Source organism: Microbacterium sp. NPDC055312 (genome assembly GCF_053645675.1).
In genome coordinates this window covers 336,788-362,170 of sequence record NZ_JBSHMU010000002.1, presented here as the reverse complement: position 1 = coordinate 362,170, position 25,383 = coordinate 336,788, and the positions used below count along the sequence as shown (strand labels likewise).

Annotated in this window: 27 protein-coding genes; 13 read left to right on the top strand and 14 right to left on the bottom strand. The window is 69.4% G+C overall.

Features of this window, described 5'->3' with window-relative positions; translation table 11 throughout:
• Position 1: 1 nt before the first annotated feature.
• The gene (locus ACWIDW_RS06105) at positions 2-1,468 is read left to right on the top strand and encodes a peptide MFS transporter (protein WP_454123783.1); all 1,467 of its coding nucleotides are present in this window, start codon (positions 2-4) and stop codon (positions 1,466-1,468) included.
• 47 nt (positions 1,469-1,515) lie between these two features.
• Here ACWIDW_RS06105 and ACWIDW_RS06100 read toward each other — a convergent pair whose 3' ends face one another.
• Complete coding sequence (locus ACWIDW_RS06100; RefSeq protein ID WP_454123781.1) at positions 1,516-1,923, bottom strand: RidA family protein; 408 nt, start codon at positions 1,921-1,923, stop codon at positions 1,516-1,518.
• Positions 1,924-1,994: 71 nt separating this feature from the next.
• Here ACWIDW_RS06100 and ACWIDW_RS06095 point away from each other — a divergent pair, with 71 nt between their 5' ends.
• Both ACWIDW_RS06095 and ACWIDW_RS06090 read left to right on the top strand, forming a co-directional pair.
• Positions 1,995-2,369, top strand: a complete 375-nt coding sequence (locus tag ACWIDW_RS06095; protein WP_454123779.1) for a winged helix-turn-helix transcriptional regulator — start codon at positions 1,995-1,997, stop codon at positions 2,367-2,369.
• A 68-nt stretch (positions 2,370-2,437) separates the two neighbouring features.
• On the top strand, positions 2,438-3,880 hold the full coding sequence (locus tag ACWIDW_RS06090; RefSeq protein ID WP_454123778.1) for an MFS transporter: 1,443 nt from the start codon (positions 2,438-2,440) through the stop codon (positions 3,878-3,880).
• Positions 3,881-3,893: 13 nt separating this feature from the next.
• Here ACWIDW_RS06090 and ACWIDW_RS06085 read toward each other — a convergent pair whose 3' ends face one another.
• From ACWIDW_RS06085 to ACWIDW_RS06065, 5 genes are all read right to left on the bottom strand, one after another.
• Positions 3,894-4,820: a serine hydrolase gene (locus ACWIDW_RS06085; RefSeq protein ID WP_454123777.1), complete on the bottom strand. Its 927-nt coding sequence runs from the start codon at positions 4,818-4,820 to the stop codon at positions 3,894-3,896.
• Between the two features lie 113 nt (positions 4,821-4,933).
• Positions 4,934-6,898: a M13 family metallopeptidase gene (locus tag ACWIDW_RS06080; RefSeq protein WP_454123775.1), complete on the bottom strand. Its 1,965-nt coding sequence runs from the start codon at positions 6,896-6,898 to the stop codon at positions 4,934-4,936.
• 147 nt (positions 6,899-7,045) lie between these two features.
• A complete protein-coding gene (locus ACWIDW_RS06075; RefSeq protein ID WP_454123774.1) occupies positions 7,046-7,780 on the bottom strand; it encodes an NYN domain-containing protein in 735 nt (244 codons plus the stop codon).
• Positions 7,781-7,862: 82 nt separating this feature from the next.
• Positions 7,863-8,423, bottom strand: coding sequence for an OmpA family protein (locus ACWIDW_RS06070; protein WP_454123772.1), 561 nt, complete (start codon positions 8,421-8,423; stop codon positions 7,863-7,865).
• Positions 8,420-9,025, bottom strand: a complete 606-nt coding sequence (locus tag ACWIDW_RS06065; protein WP_454123770.1) for a hypothetical protein — start codon at positions 9,023-9,025, stop codon at positions 8,420-8,422. Before ACWIDW_RS06065 ends, ACWIDW_RS06070 begins: the two co-directional genes overlap by 4 nt.
• A 91-nt stretch (positions 9,026-9,116) precedes the next feature.
• On the opposite strand from ACWIDW_RS06065, the gene ACWIDW_RS06060 reads away from it, so the two are divergent.
• A complete protein-coding gene (locus ACWIDW_RS06060; protein ID WP_454123769.1) occupies positions 9,117-10,457 on the top strand; it encodes an MATE family efflux transporter in 1,341 nt (446 codons plus the stop codon).
• 348 nt (positions 10,458-10,805) lie between these two features.
• On the opposite strand, the gene ACWIDW_RS06055 is transcribed toward ACWIDW_RS06060, so the two are convergent.
• Both ACWIDW_RS06055 and ACWIDW_RS06050 read right to left on the bottom strand, forming a co-directional pair.
• On the bottom strand, positions 10,806-12,521 hold the full coding sequence (locus tag ACWIDW_RS06055) for an acyl-CoA dehydrogenase (protein WP_454123767.1): 1,716 nt from the start codon (positions 12,519-12,521) through the stop codon (positions 10,806-10,808).
• Positions 12,522-12,598: 77 nt separating this feature from the next.
• Positions 12,599-13,219: a TrmH family RNA methyltransferase gene (locus tag ACWIDW_RS06050; protein WP_454123766.1), complete on the bottom strand. Its 621-nt coding sequence runs from the start codon at positions 13,217-13,219 to the stop codon at positions 12,599-12,601.
• 29 nt (positions 13,220-13,248) lie between these two features.
• Between ACWIDW_RS06050 and ACWIDW_RS06045 the strand changes: the two genes are divergently transcribed.
• From ACWIDW_RS06045 to ACWIDW_RS06030, 4 genes are read left to right on the top strand one after another with little or no spacing between them, the layout of a single operon-like run.
• Positions 13,249-14,520, top strand: coding sequence for an Nramp family divalent metal transporter (locus ACWIDW_RS06045; RefSeq protein WP_454124500.1), 1,272 nt, complete (start codon positions 13,249-13,251; stop codon positions 14,518-14,520).
• 44 nt (positions 14,521-14,564) lie between these two features.
• The gene (locus tag ACWIDW_RS06040; protein WP_454123765.1) at positions 14,565-14,891 is read left to right on the top strand and encodes a hypothetical protein; all 327 of its coding nucleotides are present in this window, start codon (positions 14,565-14,567) and stop codon (positions 14,889-14,891) included.
• Between the two features lie 2 nt (positions 14,892-14,893).
• A complete protein-coding gene (locus ACWIDW_RS06035) occupies positions 14,894-15,499 on the top strand; it encodes a metal-dependent transcriptional regulator (RefSeq protein ID WP_454123764.1) in 606 nt (201 codons plus the stop codon).
• Positions 15,500-15,515: 16 nt separating this feature from the next.
• Positions 15,516-15,680 (top strand): hypothetical protein, encoded by a 165-nt coding sequence (locus ACWIDW_RS06030; protein ID WP_454123762.1) that lies wholly within the window; start codon positions 15,516-15,518, stop codon positions 15,678-15,680.
• 53 nt (positions 15,681-15,733) lie between these two features.
• Here ACWIDW_RS06030 and ACWIDW_RS06025 read toward each other — a convergent pair whose 3' ends face one another.
• The 4 genes from ACWIDW_RS06025 to ACWIDW_RS06010 all read right to left on the bottom strand — a co-directional run bounded on the left by ACWIDW_RS06025 (position 15,734) and on the right by ACWIDW_RS06010 (position 19,984).
• Positions 15,734-16,651, bottom strand: a complete 918-nt coding sequence (locus tag ACWIDW_RS06025) for a carbohydrate ABC transporter permease (RefSeq protein ID WP_454123760.1) — start codon at positions 16,649-16,651, stop codon at positions 15,734-15,736.
• Positions 16,648-17,538 (bottom strand): carbohydrate ABC transporter permease, encoded by an 891-nt coding sequence (locus tag ACWIDW_RS06020; protein ID WP_454123758.1) that lies wholly within the window; start codon positions 17,536-17,538, stop codon positions 16,648-16,650. The genes ACWIDW_RS06025 and ACWIDW_RS06020 overlap by 4 nt, the downstream gene beginning before the upstream one ends.
• A gap of 74 nt (positions 17,539-17,612) precedes the next feature.
• Positions 17,613-18,896, bottom strand: coding sequence for an ABC transporter substrate-binding protein (locus ACWIDW_RS06015; protein ID WP_454123756.1), 1,284 nt, complete (start codon positions 18,894-18,896; stop codon positions 17,613-17,615).
• Positions 18,897-18,985: 89 nt separating this feature from the next.
• A complete protein-coding gene (locus ACWIDW_RS06010; protein WP_454123754.1) occupies positions 18,986-19,984 on the bottom strand; it encodes a LacI family DNA-binding transcriptional regulator in 999 nt (332 codons plus the stop codon).
• A gap of 128 nt (positions 19,985-20,112) precedes the next feature.
• Here ACWIDW_RS06010 and ACWIDW_RS06005 point away from each other — a divergent pair, with 128 nt between their 5' ends.
• Positions 20,113-20,682 carry a YdeI/OmpD-associated family protein gene (locus tag ACWIDW_RS06005; RefSeq protein WP_454123752.1) on the top strand — a complete coding sequence of 190 codons (570 nt, stop codon included), beginning with the start codon at positions 20,113-20,115 and terminating at the stop codon, positions 20,680-20,682.
• Positions 20,683-20,841: 159 nt separating this feature from the next.
• On the opposite strand, the gene pyrE is transcribed toward ACWIDW_RS06005, so the two are convergent.
• Complete coding sequence (pyrE, locus tag ACWIDW_RS06000; RefSeq protein WP_454123751.1) at positions 20,842-21,402, bottom strand: orotate phosphoribosyltransferase; 561 nt, start codon at positions 21,400-21,402, stop codon at positions 20,842-20,844.
• Between the two features lie 76 nt (positions 21,403-21,478).
• Between pyrE and ACWIDW_RS05995 the strand changes: the two genes are divergently transcribed.
• The 3 genes from ACWIDW_RS05995 to ACWIDW_RS05985 are packed head-to-tail and all read left to right on the top strand — an operon-like array spanning position 21,479 to position 23,791.
• The gene (locus ACWIDW_RS05995; protein ID WP_454123750.1) at positions 21,479-22,015 is read left to right on the top strand and encodes a YbhB/YbcL family Raf kinase inhibitor-like protein; all 537 of its coding nucleotides are present in this window, start codon (positions 21,479-21,481) and stop codon (positions 22,013-22,015) included.
• Positions 22,016-22,058: 43 nt separating this feature from the next.
• The gene (locus tag ACWIDW_RS05990) at positions 22,059-22,904 is read left to right on the top strand and encodes an exodeoxyribonuclease III (RefSeq protein WP_454123748.1); all 846 of its coding nucleotides are present in this window, start codon (positions 22,059-22,061) and stop codon (positions 22,902-22,904) included.
• A complete protein-coding gene (locus ACWIDW_RS05985; RefSeq protein ID WP_454123746.1) occupies positions 22,901-23,791 on the top strand; it encodes a Cof-type HAD-IIB family hydrolase in 891 nt (296 codons plus the stop codon). The genes ACWIDW_RS05990 and ACWIDW_RS05985 overlap by 4 nt, the downstream gene beginning before the upstream one ends.
• Before the next feature lie 11 nt (positions 23,792-23,802).
• On the opposite strand, the gene ACWIDW_RS05980 is transcribed toward ACWIDW_RS05985, so the two are convergent.
• Positions 23,803-24,426, bottom strand: a complete 624-nt coding sequence (locus tag ACWIDW_RS05980; RefSeq protein ID WP_454123744.1) for a dihydrofolate reductase family protein — start codon at positions 24,424-24,426, stop codon at positions 23,803-23,805.
• Between the two features lie 89 nt (positions 24,427-24,515).
• Here ACWIDW_RS05980 and ACWIDW_RS05975 point away from each other — a divergent pair, with 89 nt between their 5' ends.
• Positions 24,516-25,301, top strand: a complete 786-nt coding sequence (locus ACWIDW_RS05975) for an HAD-IIA family hydrolase (RefSeq protein WP_454123742.1) — start codon at positions 24,516-24,518, stop codon at positions 25,299-25,301.
• Positions 25,302-25,383: the final 82 nt, after the last annotated feature.

Here is a 25,383-nt window from a genome sequence, read left to right as displayed (position 1 = left end):
GATGCCATCTCCAGAGTCTGAGACCGACACTCCGCCACAGAAGCAGTTCCTCGGTCAGCCGCGCGCCCTGGCCCACCTGTTCGGCGTCGAGATGTGGGAGCGGTTCAGCTTCTACGGCATGCAGGGCATCCTGCTGATCTACCTGTACTTCAGCGCCACGAAGGGCGGACTGGGGCTCGACGAGGCGGTCGCGGGCGGCATCGTCGGCGCGTACGGCGGGTCGGTGTACCTCTCGACCATCCTCGGCGCGTGGCTCGCCGACCGGCTGTTCGGCTCGGAGCGCGTGCTGTTCGGCAGCGCGATCGTGATCGTCGCGGGTCATCTGGCGCTGGCGCTGATCCCCGGCATCGCCGGTGTGGCGATCGGCCTCGTGCTCGTCGCGCTCGGCTCGGGCGGGCTGAAGGCGAATGCGACGGCGGTCGTCGGCACCCTGTACTCGGAGGACGACACCCGACGGGATGCCGGATTCTCGCTGTTCTATCTCGGCATCAATCTCGGCTCGTTCTTCGGCCCTCTGCTCACCGGCCTGCTGCAGAAGTCGGTCGGCTTCCACTGGGGCTTCGGCCTCGCCGCGGTGGGGATGACGGCTGGCCTCATCCAGTACAGCTTCGGCCGCAAGGAGCTGCCGGCCGCCGCACGCGAGGTGCCGAACCCGCTGCCGCGCGGCCGCTACCCGCTGTTCGCCGGCATCGGGGTCGCGGCGATCGCCGTGATCGCCGTGCTCGTGCTCATCGGCGTCATCCGCGCCGACAACCTCGCGAGCATCGTGATCCTGTGCGCACTCGTGGCGACCATCGCCTACTTCGCGGTGATCCTCTCGAGCCGTCACATCACCTCGATCGAGCGCTCCCGGGTATGGGCGTTCGTGCCGCTGTTCATCACGAGCGTGGCGTTCTGGTCGCTGTACCAGCAGCAGTTCACCGTTCTGACCGTGTACAGCGACAAGCGTCTCGACCGCTCGATCTTCGGCTTCGAGATGCCCGTGTCGTGGGTGCAGTCGATCAACCCGGTGTTCATCATCGTCTTCTCCGGCATCTTCGCCGCGCTGTGGACCCGCCTCGGCACCCGCCAGCCGTCGACCCCCGTGAAGTTCGCCCTCGGCACCGCCTTGATGGGAGGCGCGTTCCTGCTGTTCCTGCCGTTCGCGAACGGCGGTGAGGGTTCCACTCCGCTGCTGGCGATCGTCGGCATCCTGTTCGTGTTCACCGTCGCCGAGCTGCTGCTGTCGCCGATCGGGCTGTCGGCCGCGACGAAGCTCGCGCCGGGGCGGTTCAAGACGCAGATGGTGGCGCTGTTCTTCCTCTCGATCTCGCTGGGCACGGCGATCTCGGGATGGCTCGTGCAGTTCTACGACCCGCAGAACGAGGCGCCGTACTTCACCGTGCTCGGCCTGATCGCGATCGCGGTCGGCGCCGGACTGTTCGTATCGGTGAAGCCGGTGCTGAAGCTCATGAAGGGCGTCAGCTGACCGGCATCCGGTTGCCGGTCAGGGCACCCGGATGCCGGTCGGCAGGCTCAGTCGACGATCGCCGTCGCTTCGATCTCGACCAGCACTCCGGGCTGAAAGAGCCGGCTGACGCCGATCAGCGATGCCGGCGGGAGCGGGCTCGGCAGCCCGATGTCATCGGCCACGCTCGCCATGCCCTGCATCAGGTCAGCCATCTTCTCGGGCGTCCAGTCGACCACGTAGAACGTCAGCCGCACGACGTCCGTCAGCGCGGCACCGGCCGCCGTGAGACCGATTGCGGTGTTGCGCAGTGCCCGGCCCACCTGGGCCGCGAGGTCGCCACCGCTGATCGTCCCGTCAGGGAGCATCGCGACCTGGCCTGCGACGTGCACGTGCCGCGACCCTGTGCCCACGGCCACCTGGCGATAGGGAGTGTCGGGGGCGAGCCCTTCGGGCGTGAAGAGATGAACGGTCACAGCGGTCCTTTCGTCGTAAGTACCTTATTTATACTTAGTAGCGTCAGGACACTTCAACGGAACCAGGTTTCATGAGCGATACCGACGATCACTCCCGCGCGAGCATCGCGCCCCATCGGGAGCTGCTCGATCAGATCCTCGACAAATGGTCTCTCGCAGTGATGACCGAGCTGTGCGAGCGCCCTTGTCGCTTCAACGAGCTGCGCCGCGCGATCCCCGCCGTCACCCAGAAGTCACTCACCGCCACACTCCGACGACTCGAGCGCAACGGACTCGTGAGACGGCAGCTGATCTCGTCGCGTCCGGTGGCCGTCGAGTACGACATCACACCGCTGGGCAAGACCGTCCGGGAACCGATCGACGCCCTGATCGAATGGGTCGAGCGAAGCGCTCCGATGATCGCACACTCCCGTGCGGAGTTCGACGGGGACCACGGCAACGACTGACGAGCGTCAGCATCCTGGGATCACCCGCTTCGCGCCGCCGCGCCTCCCAGCACCGATAGCCTCTATCAGTGGACAGTGCGGATGACAGGGCGAGAAGGCGGCTCTCCCGCACCCCTCCGCGAGGCGCGATCATCGCCGTGCTCGCCTTCGTCGGCCTGTGCTCGGCCTTCATGTTCACCCTCGTCGTGCCGCTGCAGGCGGAGCTGCCGAGGCTGCTGAACGCCTCGCGCGAAGACACCAGCTGGGTGGTCACGATAACCCTGCTGGTCGCCGCGGTGGCGACACCCATCTCGGGTCGCCTGGGCGACATGTACGGCAAACGCCGTGTCGTGATCGCGCTGCTCGTTCTGCTGGCGATCGGCTCGATCGTGGCGGCGCTGTCGACGTCGATCGTCGGTGTGATCATCGGCCGCGCTCTGCAGGGCGCGACGACCGGGGTGGTTCCCCTCGGCATCGCGATCATGCGCGATGTGCTGCCGCTCGAACGGCTCGGCACCGCGGTCGCGCTGATGAGCGCGACGATGGGGGTCGGCGGGGCGGTGGGGATGCCGGTGGCGGCGTTCGTCGCCGAGAACGCCGACTGGCACGCACTGTTCTGGCTCGCTGCCGGGCTCGGCGTGATCGGGCTGGTGCTGGTCATGCTCATCGTGCCGGATGACGTGCTGCTCGCACCGGGACGCCTCGATGTCATCGGCGCGCTGGGTCTCGCCGCAGGACTCACCGGCCTGCTGCTCTACGTCTCGCGCGGAGCGGAGTGGGGCTGGACGTCCCCCTTCGCGCTGGCGTGCCTGATCGGCGGGCTCGTGGTGCTGGCCGTCTGGGGCTGGTACCAGCTGAAGACGAAGGAGCCGCTGCTCGATCTGCGCGTCGCCGCTCGCCCCGCCGTGCTCTTCACGAACATCGCCGCGATCGGCATGGGCTTCGCCCTGTTCTCGTCGAACGTGACGTTCCCGCAGATGCTCGAGCTGCCGCGCGAGACCGGGTCGGGGCTCGGCCTCGACATGTTCACCGCCGCGATGATCGTCGCGGTCTCGGGCGTCATGATGATGTTCATCTCGCCCCTGTCGGGATGGCTGGAGCGCACCGTCGGACCGCGCCCGCTGTTCACCGTCGGCACCGCCGCGATCGTGCTCGCCTACGCCTTCGTGCTGATCTGGTCGACCGAGGTCTGGCATTTCGTCGTCGCCAATGTGCTGATCGGGATCGGCATCGGGTTCGCCTTCGCCGCCATGCCGATGATCATCATGCGCGCCGTCCCGGCACACGAGACGGGGGCGTCGAACGGTCTCAACGCCCTGTTCCGGTCAGTGGGCACCTCGACCGCGTCGGCTGTGATGGGAGCTGTGCTCGCGTCGATGAGCATCGAGGTCGGCGGCCGCGCGATCCCGACCCGGGAGGCCTTCGAGGTGTGCTTCTGGCTGTCGATCGTCGCCGGGGTGATCGGCTTCGCGCTGACCTTCCTCATCCCCAGGCATCCGGCGGCGGAGGCACACCCCGCGCTGCCTGACTGACCCGCCCGCGGGATCAGTGGGTGAACTCCATGAGGTCGGTGCCGAGCACCCGGAACGCGTCGTGCGCCCGCAGCCGGTGGCTGATCGAGAGGTCGTCGAAGCACACCGTCAGGGCGTATGCGACTCCCGTGCGCGGCCCCACGAGCACCCCGGCCTCGGCGCGCACCCCGCGATCGCGGCCGGTCTTGTTGAGGAACAGCAGACCGTGCGCGTCGTCATCATGTGCGAACGGGTCGAGACCTGTCGCGGATGCCACGAGGCTGAGATCCTGGTTGAGGGTGAGCCATTCGGCGACCTGGGCACTCACGGCGGCGTCCACGGTGCGCGAGTCGACGAGGGCGGCGAACAGCCTCGCGAACTCGCGTGTCGTGCCGACGGCGACGTGCGGAGCATCATCGGGACCGCGCACGTCGCGGAACAGATCCAGCACGGCGCTGCGCGGCATCCCGAGCGACACCATCCGCGCCCGGACCTGCTCGTGCCCGACGGCCTCGAGCAGTGCGTTGGCTGCGTTGGGGTCGCCCGCCGCCGCGGCCAGCACGGCGAGATCGACCAGCGGCAGCGCGGGTGCGCGCAGGTGTCGCCACAGGCCGGAACCGGCGACGAGATCGTCGGGCCGATCGATGATGCGCAGCGGGTCGAGCGTGCGCGACTCGAAGCCCGAGGCGGTCTCGACCAGCACGGGAACGACTCCGAGCCCCGCGATCGGCAGGGGCACGTGGTCGTCTCCGCTCAGCACGACACGGCCCGAATCGAGCTCGACGACGTGCACCGAGACCTGCGCCCCGGTCTGCGCCAGCTCTTCCAGACGACGCAGGCTCGACGCGAACGAGCGACGTCCGGCGGCCGCCCGACGCGGAACGCGCCGAGTGCCGCGCTGGGCTCGCCGGCGGGCTGCGGGCACACCGGAGGACGGTTCGGGAGCGGGTGACGGGACCACGCGCGATGTCCTATCCGAGAGAAGGAAGTTCGGCCGGGCGCGCAGCGCGACCTCGCATGCCTGGCGGCGCCCCGGCTATCGTAACCCGCGGCCCAGAGCCGGGGAACCGGCCCTCACCAGATGGTGACGCGCTGCGGCGACGGCAGGTGCAGCCGGTCACCCTCGGTCACGTCGAACGCCTCGTAGAAGGCGTCGATGTTGCTGAGGATCTGGTTGCAGCGGAACTCGTTGGGTGAGTGCGGGTCGATCGTGAGCAGGCGGATCGTCTCGGCCTCGCGGCTCTTCTGCTGCCACACCTGCGCCCACGACAGCAGGAGGCGCTGGATGCCCGTGTAGCCGTCGATCACGGGCGCCTCCTCACCGCCGAGGGAGAGTTCGTAGGCCTTCAGCGCGATGCCGAGACCGCCGAGGTCGCCGATGTTCTCGCCGATGGTCAGCGCGCCGTTCACCTTGTTCTCATCGCTCAGGCCGAGCGGTGTGAGCGCGTCGTACTGGGCGATCAGCGCCTTGGTGCGCTCTTCGAACGCTTCGCGATCGGCATCCGTCCACCAGTCCTGCAGCCGGCCGTCGCCGTCGTAGCGGCTGCCCTGGTCATCGAAGCCGTGGCCGATCTCGTGCCCGATCACCGCGCCGATGCCGCCGTAGTTCGCGGCCGCGTCGCGCTTCGGGTCGAAGAACGGGTACTGCAGGATCGCCGCGGGGAAGACGATCTCGTTCATCAGCGGGTTGTAGTACGCGTTGACCATCTGCGGCGGCATGAACCACTCGTCGCGGTCGATCGGCTTGCCGACTTTCGCGATCTGCCGGTCGTGCTCGAAGACCGTCGCGCGGCGGGCGTTGCCGACCAGGTCGGCCGGGTCGATGTCGACGCCGTCGTAGTCGCGCCACACATCCGGGTGGCCGATCTTCGGGCGGAAGGTGTCGAGCTTGGCGAGCGCCTTCTCGCGCGTCTCGGGGCTCATCCACTCCAGCTGCCGGATGCTCTGCCGGTACGCCTCGATGAGGTTGGCGACCAGCTCATCCATCGCCGCCTTGGATTCGGCCGGGAAGTGCCGCTCGACGTAGATGCGGCCGACGGCGTCGCCGAGCGAGCCCTCGACGAGCGAGACGCCGCGCTTCCAGCGCTCACGGATCGAGGGGGTGCCGGTGAGCTCGGTGCCGTAGAACGAGAAGTTCTCGTCGACGAAGTCATCGGTCAGGTAGGCGGCCATGCCGTGCACGACCTTGGCGCGCAGCCACGCCTTCCAGTCGTCGAGACGCTCGTCGACGAGCAGCGCGCCCAGACCCTCGAAGAAGCTGGGCTGGTAGACGACGAGCTCGTCGAATGCGCTCGGGTTTGCGGCCGCCACGGCATCCCGCCACGGCGTCAGATCGACGCCGACGAGCTGCTGGAACTCGTCCCAGGTCTTCAGGTTGTACGTCTTCACGGCGTCGCGCGATGCGACGTTGTCCCAGTGATGACCGGCGATGTCGTGCTCGAGGGCGAAGGCGCGGTCGGCCTGGCCGGCAGCGTCGTCGATCGAGGCGAGGGCGAGGATGCGCTCGAGGTGCGCGCGGTACGCGGCGCGGGTGCCCTCGAAGTTCTCGAGCCGGTAGTAGCTCTCGTCGGGCAGCGACAGCCCGGCCTGCACGGCGAACGGCACGTAGCGCTCGGGGTTGCCGGGGTCGGGTTCGATGAAGACGCCGATCAGCGCGGCGATGCCGTCGCGGTCGAGCGTGCCGACGGTCTGCAGGAACGACGGGATGCTGTCGATCGCGTCGACCTTCGCCAGCTCGGACTGCAGCGGAGCGAGGCCGATCTCGGCGATGCGGTCGGTGTCCATGAAGCTGCGGAACAGGTCGCCGACCTTGCGCTCGAGGGTGCCCTCGGCGGCATCCTGCGATTCGACGATGATCTCGCGGACGTCCTTCTCGGCCTGCTCGGCGAGCATGTGGAACGAGCCCCACCGCGCCTTGTCGGCGGGGATCTCGGCGGCGTCGAGCCACGCGCCGTTGACGTGGCGGTACAGGTCGTCCTGCGGACGGATGTCGGAGCTGAATTCGCTGATGGCAAGGCCGGAGGGCAGAACGTCAGTCATGCGCCCAGCCTAATCCGGCCACCGACAGACCCGGCTGCCGGGGCCGGGATGTGAAGTGCCGGTCCACACGCCCCCGAACCGGCGAAACGCATCCCTGAGCACGTGTGACCGGCAGCACGGCGGGTCGATGTCACGTGCGGGCTGACATCAAGCTGCTGGCTTCCTGCGGTCTCTGACTCGCAGACCGCCGGTCGGCAGCGGTTCGACGACGAAGAGCTCCGTCGCGCGCACCAGTTCAGAAAGCTTGGCGTAGCCCCAGTTCCTGGGATCGAAGTCGGGTTGCTGGTTGCGGATGACGTTGCCCACGGGACCGAGGTTCGCCCAGCCGTCGTCGTCCGATGCGCTGGCCACGCTGGTGCGCAGGCCCGAGATCAGCCTGGTGTCACCTCGCAGCTTGGCTCCGGGCACCTGCGGGGATACCTGGGCAGGAGGCTCCGCTGTCGGCTGATCCAGCACTTCGAGATATGTGAACCGGTCGCAGGCGTTGCGGAACGACTCGGGCGTCTTCTTCTCTCCGAAGCCGTAGACGGTGATGCCCTCTTCGCGGATGCGAGCGGCGAGGCGCGTGAAGTCGCTGTCGGAAGACACGATGCAGAACCCGCGAAAACGTCCGGTGTAGAGCAGGTCCATGGCATCGATGATCAGTGCACTGTCGGTCGCGTTCTTGCCGACGGTGTTCGCGAACTGCTGAATCGGCTGGATGACGTGCTCGCTCGCGGCCGCTTTCCACGTGCTGAGCTGCGGGCGGGTCCAGTCGCCGTAGATGCGTTTGACGGATGCCGTGCCGATGCTCGCGATCTCAGCGAGCACGGCGCCGATCTTCGCGGGCGACACGTTGTCGGCGTCGATGAGCACGGCGAGGAGGTCTCTGTTCTGCGGCATCCGGTCTGTCACAGTACGAGTAGTAGCAGATCCCGTGGGCCGTCGAGCGCCGTCGCCCTCTGCTGCGGTCGCCGCCGAGACATCAGCCTCGGGGTGAATCGAAGCCGACCTCGACGCGGCGGTTCGGCGCCTGGTCACCCTCGCCTTCCTTGACGAGCAGCTCCCGCTCGCCATGCCCCGTGACGGTGAGTCCGAGACCCGGTCGCGTCTCCGCCAGCACCGCGGCGACGGCGTCGGCCCGCCGACGCGACAGGTCGTCGTTGTAGGAGCCGTCGCCGATCGAATCGGTGTGTCCGTCGACCGTGACGGCCGCCCCGTCGGGGATACCGGCCGCGAGGTCGGCGACCGCACCGCGCGCGGCCTCGGTGAGATCGGCGGAATCGAACGCGAACAGCAGGTCAGACGTCAGGCGCACGGTGCGGTGCTCGCGCTCCTCGATCGTCTGCTCGAGCTCGATCCTGCTTCCGCTCGCGTCGAGATCGACCGTCGCGGCGCGCGCATCGAGATCGATCGTCGATGCCTCGATCATGGCCTGCGTGATCTCGGCGTCGATGTAGGTGTCTTCATCCGTGTCGGCATGAGCCGACGTCGCGACGAGCGCTCCAAGGACCGCTGCCAGCGCGATGGCGACGATGCGCGTCATCGCGCGTCGTCGACGTAGGTGACGGGGATCGCCGAGAAGCCGGGCAGGCCATCGCCGAGGATGACGTCGACCGTCTCGGGCTGGCCCTCGGGCGCAGGCAGCAGCACGCCGACCTCCATCGTGGCGTCCGGCGCGAGGTCGGTGTTCGCGTGATGCGGCACCGAGCCGAGCACGGTGTACGTGCACATCTGCTTGTCATCCCCGGTCCAGCTCCCCTCCGCGCAGAACGGCCGATAGGCCTTGAGGTTCGCCAGGTCCGTCACCGTGGGCGCGTGGCCGATGCCGAGACTGAAGAAGCTCTCGGGCTCGTCACCACCGTCGCGCGTGAGCGCGTACCTCAGGTGCATCACCTTCTCATCGACGGTGATCGAGCGGACCACCGAGGTGATCACACCCTTCTCACCGAGGTCGGTGGTGCCCTCCGCCAACACGGCGTCTGATCCCGACGCAGCGCCCGCGGCGTCGGATGAGGAATCTTGAGCGCCGGTGCTGGCGGCGGGCTGCTTGCCTCTGGCGTCCGTCGGCTCGGCGCTGCATCCCGTCAGGAGCAGGATCGCTGCGGCCACGGGCACGAGTGTGCGGAATGCAAATGCAGACGTCATGTGGTGTCCTTCCTCAAAGTCACCAGCCTAGACGTCGGAGACCACGCGGCACCGAGACAGCCCTGTCCGCCCCACCGCCTAGGCTCGTGAGGTGGCATCCACCGCGTCCCCCTCCCCCGCGCTGTCGCTGAACCGCGAGATCCTGCGACTCGCCGTGCCCGCCCTCGGCGCCCTCGTGGCCGAGCCCGCCTTCCTCATCCTCGACTCGGTGATGGTCGGCCACCTCGGCACCGCACCGCTCGCCGGCCTCGGCATCGCCAGCGCCGTGCTGCAGACGATCGTCGGCCTGATGATCTTCCTCGCGTACTCGACCACCCCCGCCGTCGCCCGCCGGTTCGGGGCCGGAAAGCCCGGCGATGCCGTGTCGGTCGGCATCGACGGCATGTGGCTCGCCCTGGGCCTGGGCGCCGTGCTCGCCGTCGCCGGGGCCCTCGCCAGCCCGGCACTGGTCGCCGCGTTCCGGGCATCCGACGCCGTCTCCGCCGAGGCGCAGACCTACCTCACCATCTCGATGTGGGGCCTGCCCGCCATGCTCATCGTGTTCGCCGCCACCGGGCTGCTGCGCGGGATGCAGGACACCATGACCCCGCTGTGGATCGCCGGCCTCGGCTTCGGCGCCAACGCCCTGCTCAACTGGCTCTTCATCTACGGACTCGGATGGGGCATCGCCGGCTCCGCGTTCGGCACGGTCACAGCGCAATGGGGAATGGTCGCCGCGTACGTGGTCGTCATCCGCCGTCTCGCCCTCAGGCACGGCGCGTCGATGAAGGCGCAGCGCGGCGGCATCCGGGGCACGGCCCGCTCGGGCGGATGGCTGTTCCTGCGCACCGTCAGCCTGCGCGTCGCGCTGCTCGCGACGGTCGGCGTCGCCACCGGCATCGGCACGCAGGAGCTCGCGGGCTGGCAGATCGCCTTCACGATCTTCTCGACAGCCGCCTTCGCGCTCGACGCTCTGGCGATCGCCGCGCAGGCGATGATCGGCAGGAGCCTCGGCTCGGGCGATCTCGCGCAGGTGCACCGCGTGCTGCGCCGCACGGTGGCGTGGGGAGCCTGGTTCGGAGTGATCGTCGGCGCCGCCATCGCCGCCCTGTCGGGTGTGATGGGCGTCGTCTTCACGGGGGATGCCGAGATCGGTGCGCTCGTGCAGCCCGCGTTCCTCGTGCTCGCGGTCGCGCAGCCGGTCGCCGGAGTGGTCTTCGTGCTCGACGGTGTGCTGATGGGCGCCAACGACGCGCGCTACCTCGCCATCGCCGGGCTGCTGAACCTCGTGCCCTTCCTGCCTGCGCTGTGGATCGTCGCCGCCACCGGTGTCGCCGGCGCCGCCGGACTCGTCTGGCTCGCCGTCGCGTTCTTCGGGGTGTACCTGCTCGCGCGTCTCGGCACCCTCGGCTGGCGGGTGCGCACCGACGCGTGGACGAAGGTCGGCGCCTGAGCGCCCAGGCGGGGACGTTCAGGGGCGAGGTTCGCAGGCACGGCCGCGAGCGCTGCGGCAAGAGCGCCCGACGTAGGGAGCCCAATGCCGGTTCTCGGGCCTGGATGACCGACATCCGGCTCCCCGGCACGGCACGGCACTGCACCGCACGGCACGAGCGGTTCGGTCAGTGCCTCCGCGGACGCGGGGAGCCGAATGCCGGTTCTCCGGCCCGAATGACCGACATCCGGCTCCCCGGCACGGCACTGCCCCGCACGGCGCGCCCGCACAGGCTCCCCGCCACGGCCACGGCACGGCACGGCAGGGCACGGGCCCCGCGCGGTCGATCGGATGCTGCGCGAGAAGAGGTCAGGCGACCTCGCCCGCCGCGACCGTCTCGGCGAGCATGTGCACGCGCGGCAGGTGGTGCGCGCCGTAGAAGTCGGCCGACACCAGGCGGGCCGCGTGAGAGGCATCCGGAGTCCCGTGCGCCAGCACCGCGGCGACCGCCAGGCCGTGCATCCAGCCGCCTGCGAGGGTTCCGAGCAGCATCAGGTACGGCACGCTGACGCCGTAGGCGTCGCGCGTCATGCCGAAGCCGAGCAGCGCCGCCGTGGCTCGGCGGGCCGCGTCGACCGCCCGCTCGAGACGATCGGCCGTGCTCGCGGCCACCTCGTGGTCGAGCCCGCGCAGCGCCTCGACGGTCTCCACGATGAGAGAGAACAGCGCCTCGGCCGTCGCGCCGCCGTCACGGATCACCTTGCGTCCGATGAGGTCGTTCGACTGGATCGCCGTGGTGCCCTCGTAGATCGGCATGATCCGGGCGTCCCGATAGTGCTGCGCGACGCCGGTCTCCTCGATGAAGCCCATGCCGCCGTGCACCTGGATTGCATCGCTCGTCAGCGCGACGGCATCCTCCGTCGCCCAGCCCTTGAGGATCGGCACGAAGAACTCGGCGAGCGCTCCGGTGCCGTCGGTCGCCGCCCGGTCGAACAGGTCGCCGACATAGACGCCCAGCGCGCGCATCGCGAACAGACGGCTCTGCATCGACAGCAGCAGACGGCGCACGTCGGGATGCTCGGCGATCGGCGTGCCTGCCGGGCGGTCGAGTACCGCGCCCTGCAGTCGCCCGGCGGCATACGAGACCGCCTGCTGGTACGCGCGGTCGGAGATGCCGGTCGCCTGGAAGCCCATGCCCGCGCGCGCGGAGTTCATCATCACGAACATGCCCGCCAGGCCCCCGCCGACCTCGCCGACGAGGTATCCGGTCGCATCCTCGTACGCGAGCACGCAGGTGGGGCTGCCGTGGATGCCGAGCTTGTGCTCGAGCGCCACCGTGGTGACGGCGTTGCGCTCGCCCGGCGCACCGGAGGCGTCGGGCAGGAACTTCGGCACGACGAACAGCGACAGACCCTTGGCCCCGGCCGGAGCATCGGGCGTGCGCGCGAGCACGAGGTGCACGATGTTCTCGGCCACGTCGTGGTCACCCCACGTGATGAAGATCTTCTGGCCGCTGACCCCCCACGACCCGTCGCCGCGCGGGGTCGCGATCGTGCGGATCGCGCCGAGGTCGGTGCCGGCGTCGGGCTCGGTGAGGTTCATCGTGCCGGTCCACTCGCCCGAGACGAGCTTGGTGAGATACGTCTCACGGATCTCGTCGGATGCCGCCGCATCCAGCGCGTGGATCTGCCCGGCGGTCAGCAGCCAGCACAGCGCGAACGCCGCGTTGGAGGCGTTCCAGATCTCGCCGAGACCTGCGCGGATCGAGCCGGGCAGCCCGTCGCCGCCCGCCGACTCGGGCGCCTCGGCGCTGACCCAGCCGGCCTCGACGAACGCCTGGTACGCCTCGGCGAACCCGGCGGGCAGGCGCACCTGCCCGTCTTCGATGCGGGCGCCCTCGCGGTCGCCGCTGGCCTGAAGCGGCGCCAGGACGGATGCCGCGAACTCGCCGGCACCCGCGATGATCTCGGTCGCGTCTTCGGCGCTGAACGCACCGCCGGTCGCCCGGGCGGGAAGGTCGAGGCCGAACGCCTCGCCGAAGAGGAAGCGGTAATCGTCGACCGGGGGGACGTAGTCGGATGCCATGGCGCACTCCATTCGCGTGAGACTCAGACCCACTTTACGCGAGACTGCGTCTCAGGGGAACCACGGGCGCGCAGCGCTCAAGCGTACCGGCGGCACCACTCGTACATCACCACGGCCGCCGCTGCGCTTGCGTTGATCGAGCGGGTCGAGCCGTACTGCGTGATCTCGATGTGCCCGGACGCCGCGGCCAGCGCCTCGTCCGACAACCCCGGCCCCTCCTGACCGAACAGCAGCACGCAGCGCTCGGGCAGATCGGCACGGTCGACCGGCACCGCCTCACCCACGTTGTCGACGGCGATGATCGGGATGCCCTCCCCCGCCGCCCACGCGGTAAACGACTCGACGTCGGGATGATGCACGACGTGCTGATACCGATCAGTGACCATCGCGCCACGCTTGTTCCAGCGGCGTCGCCCGATGATGTGCACCGTGTCGGCGAGGAAGGCATTGGCGCTGCGCACGATCGAGCCGATGTTCATGTCGTGCTGCCAGTTCTCGATCGCGACGTGGAACGCGTGCCGGTGCGTGTCGAGGTCGGCGACGATGGCATCCATGCGCCAGTACCGGTACCGGTCGATGACGTTGCGGGTGTCGCCGTGCGCGAGCAGCTCGGGATCGTAGTGATCGTCGGTCGGCCACTCCCCCGGCCACGGGCCGACGCCGTACCCCGGCTGCGCCTCTGAACCCGTCTCTTCCATCACGTCTCAGCGTAACCGTGGCGGCGAAGATGCTATTTTTAGGTGTGCCTAAAAATCTGCTGATCGACCCCCCTGTGCGCCGCGCGTGGTGGCGCAGCGTCTGGCTGCTCGGTCCCGCCCTCGTCGCGGGCGTCGCCTACCTCGACCCCGGCAACGTCGCGAGCAACATGACCGCCGGCGCCCGCTACGGGTATCTGCTCGTGTGGGTCGTCGTCGCCGGCAACGTGATGGCCTGGCTGATCCAGTACCTCTCGGCGAAGCTCGGCATCGTCACGGGGCAGAGCCTGCCCGAGGTGCTCGGCACCCGCATCCGCAATCGGTGGGCGAGACGCGCCTACTGGCTGCAGGCCGAACTCGTCGCCATGGCCACCGACATCGCCGAGGTGCTCGGCGGAGCCGTCGCGCTGAACCTGCTCTTCGGCATCCCGCTGCTGCTCGGCGGAACCATCACCGGCGCCATCTCGATCGCGCTGCTCGCCATCCAGACCCGCCGAGGTCCACGGCACTTCGAGTTCGTCATCATCGGCCTGATGTCGATCATCGTGGTCGGGTTCGTCGCCGGGCTCTTCGTCGCCCCGCCCGACCCCGGCGGCGTGCTCGGCGGCATGCTGCCGCGCTTCGCCGACAGCGGCTCGGTGCTGCTCGCCGCCTCGATCCTCGGCGCGACGGTCATGCCGCACGCGATCTACGCGCACAGCGCGCTCACGCGCGACCGGTTCGGATCCGACGAGCAGTCGCGTCGCCCGAGCATCCGGATGCTGCTCACCGTCACCCGCTGGGATGTGACGATCGCCATGGTGATCGCCGGCTCGGTCAACCTGGCGATCCTGCTGCTCGCCGCCGCCAACCTCGCCGGCGTCGAGGGCACCGACTCGCTTGAGGGGGCGCACGCCGCGATCACCGCGAGCCTCGGGCCGATCATCGGCACGCTCTTCGCGATCGGGCTGCTGGCATCCGGCCTCGCATCGACCTCCGTCGGCGCGTACGCGGGAGCGGAGATCATGCACGGGCTGCTCACCATCCGCGTCCCCGTGCTCGCGCGGCGTCTGGTCACCCTGATCCCCGCGCTCATCATCCTGGGCATCGGGTTCGACCCGACCCTGGCGCTCGTGCTCAGCCAGGTGGTGCTGTCGTTCGGCATCCCGTTCGCGCTCGTGCCTCTCATCACCCTCACCGCGCAGCGTCGCACCCTCGGCGAGCACGCGAACCGCACGCTCACCACCGTGCTCGGCGTGGTCTTCGCCGTGCTGCTGATCGCCCTGAACGCCGTGCTGCTCTGGCTGGTGGCGACCGGGGCGTGACGGTCCGAAGGGAGCGCATACCCGCCCCCGGTAGGCTCGAAGCCATGCCCTCCTCCCCCGCCAAGAAGCACCGCGACGACTCCGAGGCGCGCCGGGCGATGCAGCTCAGCACCTGGTTCGCGCTGGCGGCGGGAGCCCTGGGCGTGCTGCTCGTCGCCCTGCCGGATCTGCTTCCGGCCGGCGGCCCGTGGGTGCAGCTCGCGCTCGGCGCGCTGACCCTGTTCCTCGCCTTCCGGGCGCGGGCGATCGGCACCCGCGGCGTGAACGACTACGACGGACGGCTGTCGCTGCTCGCCGCGCTCGCCGGGTTCGCGATCCTCTTCTTCGCCGGCAACGCGGCATTCAACGTGCTGATCTCGCTGGGCGGCTGAGCATGGCATCCCCCGCCTTCGACGACTACCTCAAGACGGTGTACGCGCACACCGAGTGGCAGGACGCGCCGATCACCCCGTCGCAGCTCGCCGCGGCCCTCGGCATCGCCCCGTCGAGCGTCACCGAGATGGTGAAGAAGCTCGCCGCAGCCGGCCTCGTCTCGCACGTGCCGTACGGCGCGGTGAAGCTGACGGATGCCGGGCGCGAGCGCGCCCTGCAGATGCTGCGGCGGCACCGGCTGATCGAGACGTGGCTGGTGGGCGAGTTCGGCTACGCGTGGCATGAGGTGCACGACGAGGCCGAAGTGCTCGAGCACACGATCAGCGACCGGCTGCTGGATGCCGTCGACGAGCGCCTCGGGCGCCCGCGCTTCGACCCGCACGGCGACGCGATCCCCGACGCGAACGGCCACGTGGTGCGCGAGCCGTTCGTGCTGCTCGGCGACGCACCCGCCGGGCACGTCGGCCGCGTGCTGCGCGTGAGCGATCGCGACCCCGAGCTGCTGCAGCAACTGGAGGACGCGGGGGTGAGCGTCGGCGTCGCGATCACCGCGCCAGCCGATCTGCCCGATGGGGCGGCGGACGCGGTCTGGCTCAGCCTAGGCTGACCACGGAGGTATCGAGATGAACCAGAGCGACATGCTGTTCCTGGTGCTGATCAGCATCGGACTCGCGTCGTTGACGCTCTTCACGATCCAGCTGCTCAAGCCGCGCAAGAAAGACAACCGCGGCGAGTGGTACGAGGGCCCCTGGCACGACGACGAGCGCCCCCGCGGGCCGCGCCGCTGACGCCCCCTCGGGCATCCGGGGCGCGGCCGGCGCCGCACCCCGCCCTGCCGAGCTCAGGACTTGACTGAACCGCTCATCAGACCGCCGATGAAGTACTTGCCGAGGATGATGTAGACCAGCAGCGTCGGCAGCGACGCGATCAGCGCGCCGGCCATCGAGGCGCCGTAGTTCGACAGCTGAGCGCCCTGCGACAGGTTGACCAGCGACAGCGAGACGGGCCCCTGATTGGCATCCGAGAGGAACAGCGCGAACAGGTAGTCGTTCCAGGCTGACGTGAACTGCCAGATGATCGTCACGACGAACCCGGGCAGCGACAGCGGCAGGATGATGCGCCAGTACGAGGCGAGCATGCCCGCACCGTCGACGCGCGAGGCCTCCATCAGCTCTTCGGGCACGCCCTCGTAGTAGTTGCGGAAGATCAGCGTGCAGATCGGCAGGCCGTAGATGATGTGCACGATCAGCAGCGTCGCGATGTTGCTCGGCATGCCCAGCGACGTCTTCATCTGCACCAGCGGCACCATGATCGCCTGGTACGGGATGAACATGCCGAACAGGATCAGGGTGAACACGACATTCGCGTACGGGAACCGCCAGCGCGAGAGCACGAAGCCGTTCATCGAGCCGAGCATGGCCGAGATGAGCGCCGCGGGAATCGCCAGCAGGAAGGTGCGCCCGAGCGACGCCGAGAGGTAGTCCCACGCGTCGGCCCAGTTGCCGAAGCCGGTGGCTCCGTCGGCGTCGGTCTGCCACGGCCACAGCGACGGCAGCGCCCAGGAGCTTGCGGCGCTCACGTCGGACGGCGGCTTGAGGCTGGTCACGACCAGCACGTACACCGGCATCAGCACGATGACGACGAAGAGCAGCAGGGCGGCGTACTTGGCCGTGCGGCCGAGCCGCGCGCGGCCCTTGTGCGCGGTGGGGATGGTCGAGGCAGGGGTGGTGCGGCGTTCGATGCCGGTTGCGACGGTCACTTGCGCACCTTCCTCTCGGCACGGGCCGTGGAGATCAGATAGGGGACGATGAAGATGCACACCAGCAGCAGCAGTACCGTCGCGATGGCGGATGCCTTGCCGTACTCGCCGCCGGTGAGCGCGACCCACATGTAGGTGGCCGGCACCTCGGTGACGTACACCGGGCCGGTGATCGCCATGATCAGGTCGAACACCTTCAGAGACATGTGCGCGACGATGACGAGCGCCGACAGCGCCACCGGGCTCAGCTGCGGGAAGACCACGTGCCGGTACAGCTTCCATTCACTGGCGCCGTCCATGCGGGCGGCTTCGCGCAGCTCTTCGGGCACGCCGCGGAACCCGGCCAGGAACAGCGCCATCACGTATCCGGCGAGCTGCCAGATCGCGGGCATCGCCATGGCGGCCATGCCCCACCCCGGCTGGTTGTACCAGTCGTTCTGCAGGGCTCCGAGTCCGATCGAGTCGAGCAGGCGGTTCAGGCCCGAGGCGCGGTCGCCGGTCGCCGAGCTGAGCAGCCAGCGCCACACGACACCGGATGCCACGAACGAGACGGCCATCGGGAAGAGATAGATCGAGCGGAACGCGCCTTCGGCGGTGACGCCCTTGTCGAGCATCCACGCCCAGAGGAAACCGAACAGCATCGTGCCGACCATGAAGAACACGGTGAAGATGCCGAGGTTGGCCAGCGAGTGCAGGAAGCGCGGCTCGGTGAGCAGGTCGACGAAGTTCTGCAGACCGACGAACTCCGATGCGCTCAGCGCCGAGTCCTTGGTCATGGCCGTCGAGAAGTTCACGCCGATGAGGATGTAGACGAAGACGCCCAGCAGCACGATCGTGGGTGAGATCAGCAGCAGGGGCGGGCCCCAGTTGCGAATGCCTTTGCGCATCGTGTCCTCCTTGACGCGGCAGATGGGTGCGGGGCGGCGCCGTCACGCCGCCCCGCAGATGGATCGGATGCGCTCTAGCCGAGCGCCTTGGTCTGCGCCTGGACCAGCGCGTCCTGCAGCGTCTTCGCATCGCTGGTCGAGACGAACTGGCCGATCGCGGAGGTGACGTCGTTCAGCCACGACACCTTCACGGCGGCGCCGTGCGCCAGCGAGCTGACCACGGTGTCCTCGGAGAACGAGGCGATCGCACCCTGCTGGTACTCGGGGTAGTCGGCCGGGTCGGCGTCGGTGCGCGCGGGGATCGAGCCCTTGGCGAGGTTGAACGCCTTCTGGCCCTCGGCCGAGCTGATCGTCTTCAGCCAGTTCTTCGCGCCGCCGGCGTGCGGGGCACCGACCGTAAGGGTGAAGGAGTCGGCGAGGAAGTCGAACGTTCCGTCGGTGCCGGGGGTGGGCCAGGTGGTGTAGTCGGTGCCGTAGACCTTGCCCTTGGCGTCGAACTGCGCCAGCGCCCAGTCGCCCATCACGTTGTAGGCGGCGGTGCCGTCGATGACCATGTCGGTCGCTACCGGCCAGTCCTGACCGGTGCCGTCGGTGTTGGCGAACGAGAGCAGCTTCGAGTAGTAGTCGATCGCCTTGGTCACCTTGGCGTCATCGAACTTGGTCGAGCCGTCCCACAGCCCCGAGTAGCCGTCGGCGCCGAGCACCGACAGCAGCACGTTCTCGAACAGCTGCACCTGGGTCCAGTCGGTGGCGACCGAGAGCGGGGTCTCGACGCCGTTCGCCTTCAGGGTCTCCATGTCGGCGAGCCAGGCGTCCAGATCGGCGGGCGCCTTGGTGGGGTCGATGCCGGCGTCGGTGAGCACCGAGGTGTTCAGCCACACGACGTTGGCGCGGTGGATGTTGCTGGGCACCGAGTAGATCTTGCCGTCGACGGTCAGCCGGTCGAGCAGGGTCGATGGGAAGACGTCGTTCAGACCGTTGTCTTTGTAGAACGAGCTGAGGTCCTCGAGCTTGTCGGCCTCGATGTAGTCGGTGAGCTCGGCGCCGGCGTGCGCCTGGAACGAGTCCGGCGGGTTGTTGGCCTTCAGTCGCGAGGCGAGCGCGTTCTTGGCGTTCGATCCGGCGCCGCCGGCGACGGCCGCGTTGACGAACTCGGTGTTCGGGAACTGCTCGTCGAACACCTTGACGAGCGCGTCGAGACCGGCCTTCTCAGACCCGGCGGCCCACCACGTGAACACCTCGACCTGGCTGTCGTCGTTCGACCCGCCGGCGTTGCCGTTGTCTGCGCCGCCCGAGCATCCGGCGAGCGCCAGACCGACTGCGGCGAGACCAGCGACTGCTGCAAGTGCTTTGCGCATGTGATCCTCCATTGGAACTGTGGCCCGCGGAGCTCCGCGGCTCTCCTGACATAGAAACTGAAAACGTTGCCAAAAGCAACAGCGTGCAGTCACAACCCCGCAACATCCGGCGGCTGCTCGCCGGAGCCGCGAGTGATCAGCCGCGTGCCCAGCACGATGTGCCGCTCGGGGCCGGCGAGCCCGGCGATGCGGTCGAAGAGCAGATCCGCCGCGGCGGCGCCGATCATCGCGGGGTCCTGGGCGATGGTCGTCACCGGCGGCGAGAGCAGCTCGGCGAGCTCGAAGTCGTCGAAGCCGACCAGCGCCGGATGCGTGCCGATCAGGCGCAGTGCTCCGAGGACTGCCTTGGTGGTGCGACTGTTGGTGGTGAACAACGCGGTCGGCGGATCCGGCAGCGAGAACAGCTCGCGCAGCGCCTCGACGCATGCTTCGACCTCGTCCTCGACCTCGACGATGAGCTCGGGTCGGTCGGGCAGACCGCTCTCCCGCACGCCGCGGCGGAAGCCCGCCTGACGCCGCTCGGAGGTGAAGCGTCCCGAGATGTGCGCGATGCACGCGATGCTGCGGTGGCCCGAGCGCACCAGGTGCCGCACCGCGTCGCCGGCGCCGCGCTCGTTGTCGACGAGCACGACGTCGGCGTGCATGCCGCGCGGGGGACGGTCGACGAACACGATCGGGGTGCCGACGGCGCGCTCGGGGGCGAGGAATGCCAGATCGGCCTCCTCGGGCGCGACCACGATGAGCCCGTCGAGCCTGCGGCTGAGCACGCGCCGCAGCACGCGCTCGCCCTCGGCGGCTCCCTCGCCGGCCGAAGCGACCAGCACCAGCAGGTCGCGCTCCTGCGCACGCGCCTCCACCGCTCCGACGATCTGCGAGTAGAACGGATCCGAGATCCGCGTCACCGCGACGCCGATCGTGCGCGCGGATCCGGTGCGCAGCGTGTGCGCGAAGTCGTTGCGGCTGTACCCGAGCTCGGCGATGGCGCGCTCGACCGACTGCCGCTTGGAGCGGCTGACGCCGTCTTTCCCCGCCACCACGCGCGACACCGTGGACAAACCCACGCGCGCTCGGGCTGCGACGTCCTTCATGGTCGGCCGCCCCGTCACCTCGGCACTTCCATCGCCATCGATCGCCATAGTTGGCAGGGTGGCATGAAAACGTTGCCAAGTCGAGAACGGGGCATCCCGAGCATCCGGGGCGCACTTATGCTGACCGGATGGGAGCTCTCGATGACGGCGAGCGGGTGACGGCGGCGGATGCTGCGCAGTGGCGCGCCTGGATGGCCGAGCACCACGAGACCGCCACAGGGGTGTGGCTGCTGCACGTGCGGCGTCGCGACCAGAACGGCATCTCGTACGACGACGCCGTGCGTCAGGCGCTCTGCTTCGGCTGGATCGACGGGCCGGTGCGCACGTTCGACGACGGCAGCATCGGGCAGTGGTTCTCACCTCGCCGGCGCGGCAGCGGATGGGCGGCCACGAACAAGGCGCGCATCGCCGAGCTCGAAGCCGCCGGGATGCTCGCGCCGGCGGGCATCCGCGTGATCGAGGCGGCGAAGGCAGACGGATCGTGGAGCGTGCTCGACGGCCCTGAGGCCGGGATCGAGCCCGACGACCTCGCCGCGGCGCTGGATGCCGTGCCCGCCGCGCGCGAGAACTGGGACGCCTTCCCGCCGTCGGCGAAGAAGCTCGGCCTCACGAACCTCGCGATGGCGAAGCGCGCCGAGACCCGGGCATCCCGCATCGCGAAGCTGGTCGCCGACGCGGCGGTCGGCACGCGCCCCTGACGGCGTCCCCACCCCACCGGATACGAATCGGGGGCCGACACTCCAGATGTCGGACCGATCCTGCGAAAGCGTCCGACATCTGGAGTGTCGGCCCCCGGAATGTCAATGTGGCGCGCTGACATGACGCGCTGACGGGGACGCGTTACGGGGAGACGCGGGCTACTGCGGGTCGAGGCCCAGGTCGTCGAGGTCGTAGGCGGCGAGCCACTGCAGGCCCTCGGCCTCGATCGCGGCCTGAGCACCGGTCTTGCGGTCGACGATCACGGCGACCGCGAGCACCTCGGCGCCCTCGCGACGCAGCACCTCGACGGCCTTCAGCGCCGACTGTCCGGTGGTCGAGGTGTCCTCCAGCACGATGACGCGCTTGCCCGAGACGTCAGCGCCCTCGACCTGGCGGCCGCGGCCGTGGTCCTTCGGCTCCTTGCGCACGACGAACGCGTCGAGCGGGCGATCGGATGCCACCGACGCGTGCATGACCGAGTTCGCGATGGGATCGGCGCCCAGCGTCAGACCACCCACTGCGGCGATATCGAAGTCCTTGATCAGGTCGAGCATGATGCGCCCGATCGCGGGGGCGGCGCGGTGGTCGAGGGTCAGCTTGCGCATGTCGACGTAGTACGTCGCCTTCTTGCCGCTCGAGAGGGTGAAGTCGCCGTGGAACACGGCCTCGTCCTTGATGAGATCGAGCAGGGCCTGGCGGTCTTCGGCGAGGTGGGTCACGGCATCCAGTGTATTCACCGCTCGGCACCTGGCCCGATGCTCCTTCCTCCCCTAGCGTGGGACGCGGAGGTCACACATGTTCTCGTACGATCCCTATGCCGAACTCGCCGCGCTGCGACCGGTCGCACCGCTCGAGCTGACCAGCCCAGACTTCACCGCAGGCGGGCCGCTTCCCGGCTTCGCGTGGTCGTCGGATCGGGCGGGAGAAGACCGCCATCCCACCCTGGAGTGGTCCGACCCGCCCGCCGGCACCCTCAGCTTCGCCGTCTCGTGCTTCGACCCCGACGCTCCCACCGGATCCGGCTTCTGGCACTGGGCCGCCTACGACCTCCCGCCCGACGTGCGCCGCCTCGACAGCGGCGACGGCACCGCGGCGGAGCTTCCCGCGGGCGCGATCGTGCTGCCGAACGAGGCCCGCACGGAGCGCTTCATCGGGGCCGCTCCCCCGGCCGGAACGGGCGTGCACCGCTACTTCTTCGTCGTCGACGCCCTCGACGTCGACCACCTCGATCTCGAACCCGGGTCGACGCCGGCGGTGCTCGGCTTCAACCGGCACTTCCACACGCTCGCCCGCGGCGTGCTGATCGGCACGGGAGACCCTGCGGAGCGGTAGCCGCCGACGGCGCCTGTCGGCCGCCGGCGAATAGGCTGGATGCATGCGTCTGGCCACCTGGAACATCAACTCGATCCGCACCCGCGTCGCGCGCACCGTCGACTTCGCCGTCCGTGAGGACGTCGACGTGCTCGCGCTCCAGGAGATCAAGTGCAAGCCCGAGCAGTTCCCGTACGAGCCGTTCGAAGAGGCCGGCTACCAGGTCGAGGTGCACGGCTTCAACCAGTGGAACGGTGTCGCGATCGCGAGCCGTCTGCCGATGACCGACGTGCGCACGTCGTTCGCCGGGCAGCCGGGCTTCGCGAAGGGACATGAGGGTCCGGACGCCCCGCTCGAGGCGCGCGCTCTGGGCGTGATGGTCGACGGCGTTCGGGTGTGGAGCCTGTACGTGCCGAACGGCCGCTCGCTGAACGACGAGCACTACCACTACAAGCTGCACTGGCTCGAAGCCCTGCGCACGGCGACCGCGGCCGAGCTCGCCGCGGATCCGAACCTGCCGCTCGCCCTGGTCGGCGACTTCAACATCATCCCGTTCGACCACGACAACGGCGACCCGGCCATCGTGCAGGGGGTCTCGACGCACGTGTCGCCGCCCGAGCGCGAGGCGTTCTTCGCCCTCGAGTCGGCGGGCGTCACCGACGTCGTGCGCCCGCTGCTTCCCGAGGGGTTCACCTACTGGGACTACCAGCGCCTCAAGTTCCCCCGCAACGAGGGCATCCGCATCGACTTCGTGCTCGGCTCGAAGACCCTCGCCGATGCCGTCACCGGCGCATCGATCCACCGCAACGAGCGCAAGGGCGAGCAGCCCAGCGACCACGTGCCCGTCGTCGTCGACCTCGATTTCGGCGGCAGTGACGACGACGGCGACATGCCGATGATCTTCGCGTGACCCTTCGACAGGCTCAGGGCAAGCTGCTTCGACAGGCTCAGGGCAAGCTGCTTCGACAGGCTCAGGGCCCCATCGCGGGCATCCGGCTCATCGCGACCGATCTCGACGGCACCCTGCTCGACGAGTCGGGCAGGGTGTCGCCGCGCACGCGGGCGGCGCTCGACGCTGCTCGGGATGCCGGGATCGAGACGATCCCGGTCACCGCGCGCCAGCCGATCGGGCTGCGGCCGATCGCCGAGCAGGCGGGCTTCGACTCGTGGGCGCTGTGCGGCAACGGCGCCTACGGCCTGCACCTGTCGACGCAGGAGCACCTGTTCGCCGAGGAGATCCCCGCCGACGTGCAGGGCGAGCTGGCGCGGGCGCTGCTCGAGAGCATCCCGGATCTCGTCTTCGCGAGCGTGCGCGACGCCGGCGAGGGGTTCGTCGCCCAGCACGGGTACGCCGCGCTCGCCCAGCTGAGCGACCACAAGCGCGACCCCGAAGCGATGGGCGGCGTCGCACTCGACGAGGTGGTCGGCTCGCCCAGCCTCAAACTCGTGATCCGGCACGCGTCCGTGCCGATCGATGAGATCTTCGACGCGCTGAACGCGCTCGGGCTGACCGGCTTCGCGGCGACCCTGTCGGGTGCGCCGTTCGTCGAGGTGATGGCGCAGGGCGTGACCAAGGCGACCGGGCTCGCTCAGGTGTGCGAACGGCTCGGCGTCGAGGCGCATGAGGTGCTCGCGTTCGGCGACGCACTCAACGACCTCGAGATGCTGCAATGGGCGGGGCACGGCGTCGCGATGGGCAACGCGATCGACGTCGTGCGCGATGCCGCCGACGAGGTCACCGAAGCGAACGCCGACGACGGCGTCGCACGCGTGATCGAGCGGATGCTGCGCGGCTGACCGGCCGGCGGCTACACCCCCATCGTGCCGGTGCGCACCGCGCCCGGCTCGGGTGCATAGCGCAGCAGCACGGCGCCGCCGTCGCCGGCCTCGGCGCTGAGCAGGCGCATGTTGTGCGGGGTCGCACCATCGGGGAACACCTTCTTGCCCCGCCCGAGCACGACCGGGTACACCCACAGCTGCAGCTCGTCGTAGAGCTGCTCGGCCAGCAGGGTCTGCACGAGATCGACGCTGCCGATGACGTGCACGTCACGATGTCTCTCGCGCAGCGCCGCGATCTCTGCCGGCAGGTCGTCGCCGATGCGGGTCGAGCCCTGCCAGTCGAGCCCGAGGGCGGCATCCCTCGACGCGACGTACTTCGGCACCCGGTCGAACAGCTGCCCGATCCACCCCTCGGGGCCGTCGGTGTGCTGCGGCCAGTACCCGGCGAAGATGTCGTAGGTGCGGCGCCCCAGCAGCAGCGCGTCGAGGGTCTGCATCCTCGCCGTGACGCTCTCGCCGACGGCCTCACTCGGGTATCCCGCCTGCCACCCGCCGAACGGGAAGTCGTCGCTCGGATCCTCCTCGGGCCCGCCCGGCGCCTGAGCCACCCCGTCGAGCGTGGTGAACAGATCGATGATGATGCGTCCGTTCATGATGCTGATCATGCGCCCGTCTGCGGCTGCGCGAAACCCCGATCGGCGATCAGCCTGCGGCGCCCGCGGCCTGCCGATACCCTGATGCCATGGCTGACCGCTCTGAGATCGAATGCTGGCTGACCGACATGGACGGCGTTCTCGTGCACGAGAACGACGCGATCCCCGGTGCAGCCGAGCTGCTCGCCGGGTGGGAACGCGACGGCATCCCCTACCTCGTGCTCACGAACAACTCGATCTTCACCGCGCGCGACCTCTCGGCCCGCCTGCGGGCCAGCGGCCTGCACGTGCCCGAGGAGCGGATCTGGACCTCGGCGCTCGCCACCGCCGACTTCCTCGCCCAGCAGCTGCCGGGCGGCTCGGCCTTCGTGATCGGCGAGGCCGGCCTGCACACCGCCCTGCACGATGCCGGCTTCATCATGACCGAGACGCGTCCGGACTTCGTCGTGGTCGGCGAGACCCGCAACTACTCGTTCGAGGCGATCACCAAGGCGATCCGGCTCATCGGAGCCGGCGCGCGCTTCATCGTCACCAACCCCGACGCCACCGGCCCCAGCGCCGAGGGCCCGCTGCCCGCCACCGGAGCGATCGCGGCGCTGATCACCAAGGCGACGGGGCGCGAGCCGTACGTGGTCGGTAAGCCGAACCCGATGATGTTCCGCTCGGCGCTGAACAAGATCGGGGCGCACTCCGAGACGACCGGGATGATCGGCGACCGCATGGACACCGACATCGTCGCCGGCATCGAGGCGGGCCTGCACACCGTGCTGGTGATGACCGGCATCAGCGACCCGTCCGACATCGAGCGGTTCCCGTTCCGCCCCGACGAGATCGTGCAGTCCGTCGCGGATCTGCTTCCCGACCGCAACGACTGACCAGCCGGCGTCAGCCCGCCCCATCCGTCCTGCGGGGAACTGACCCGCTCCGCCCCAGCCCGCCCATCCGTCCTGCGGGGGA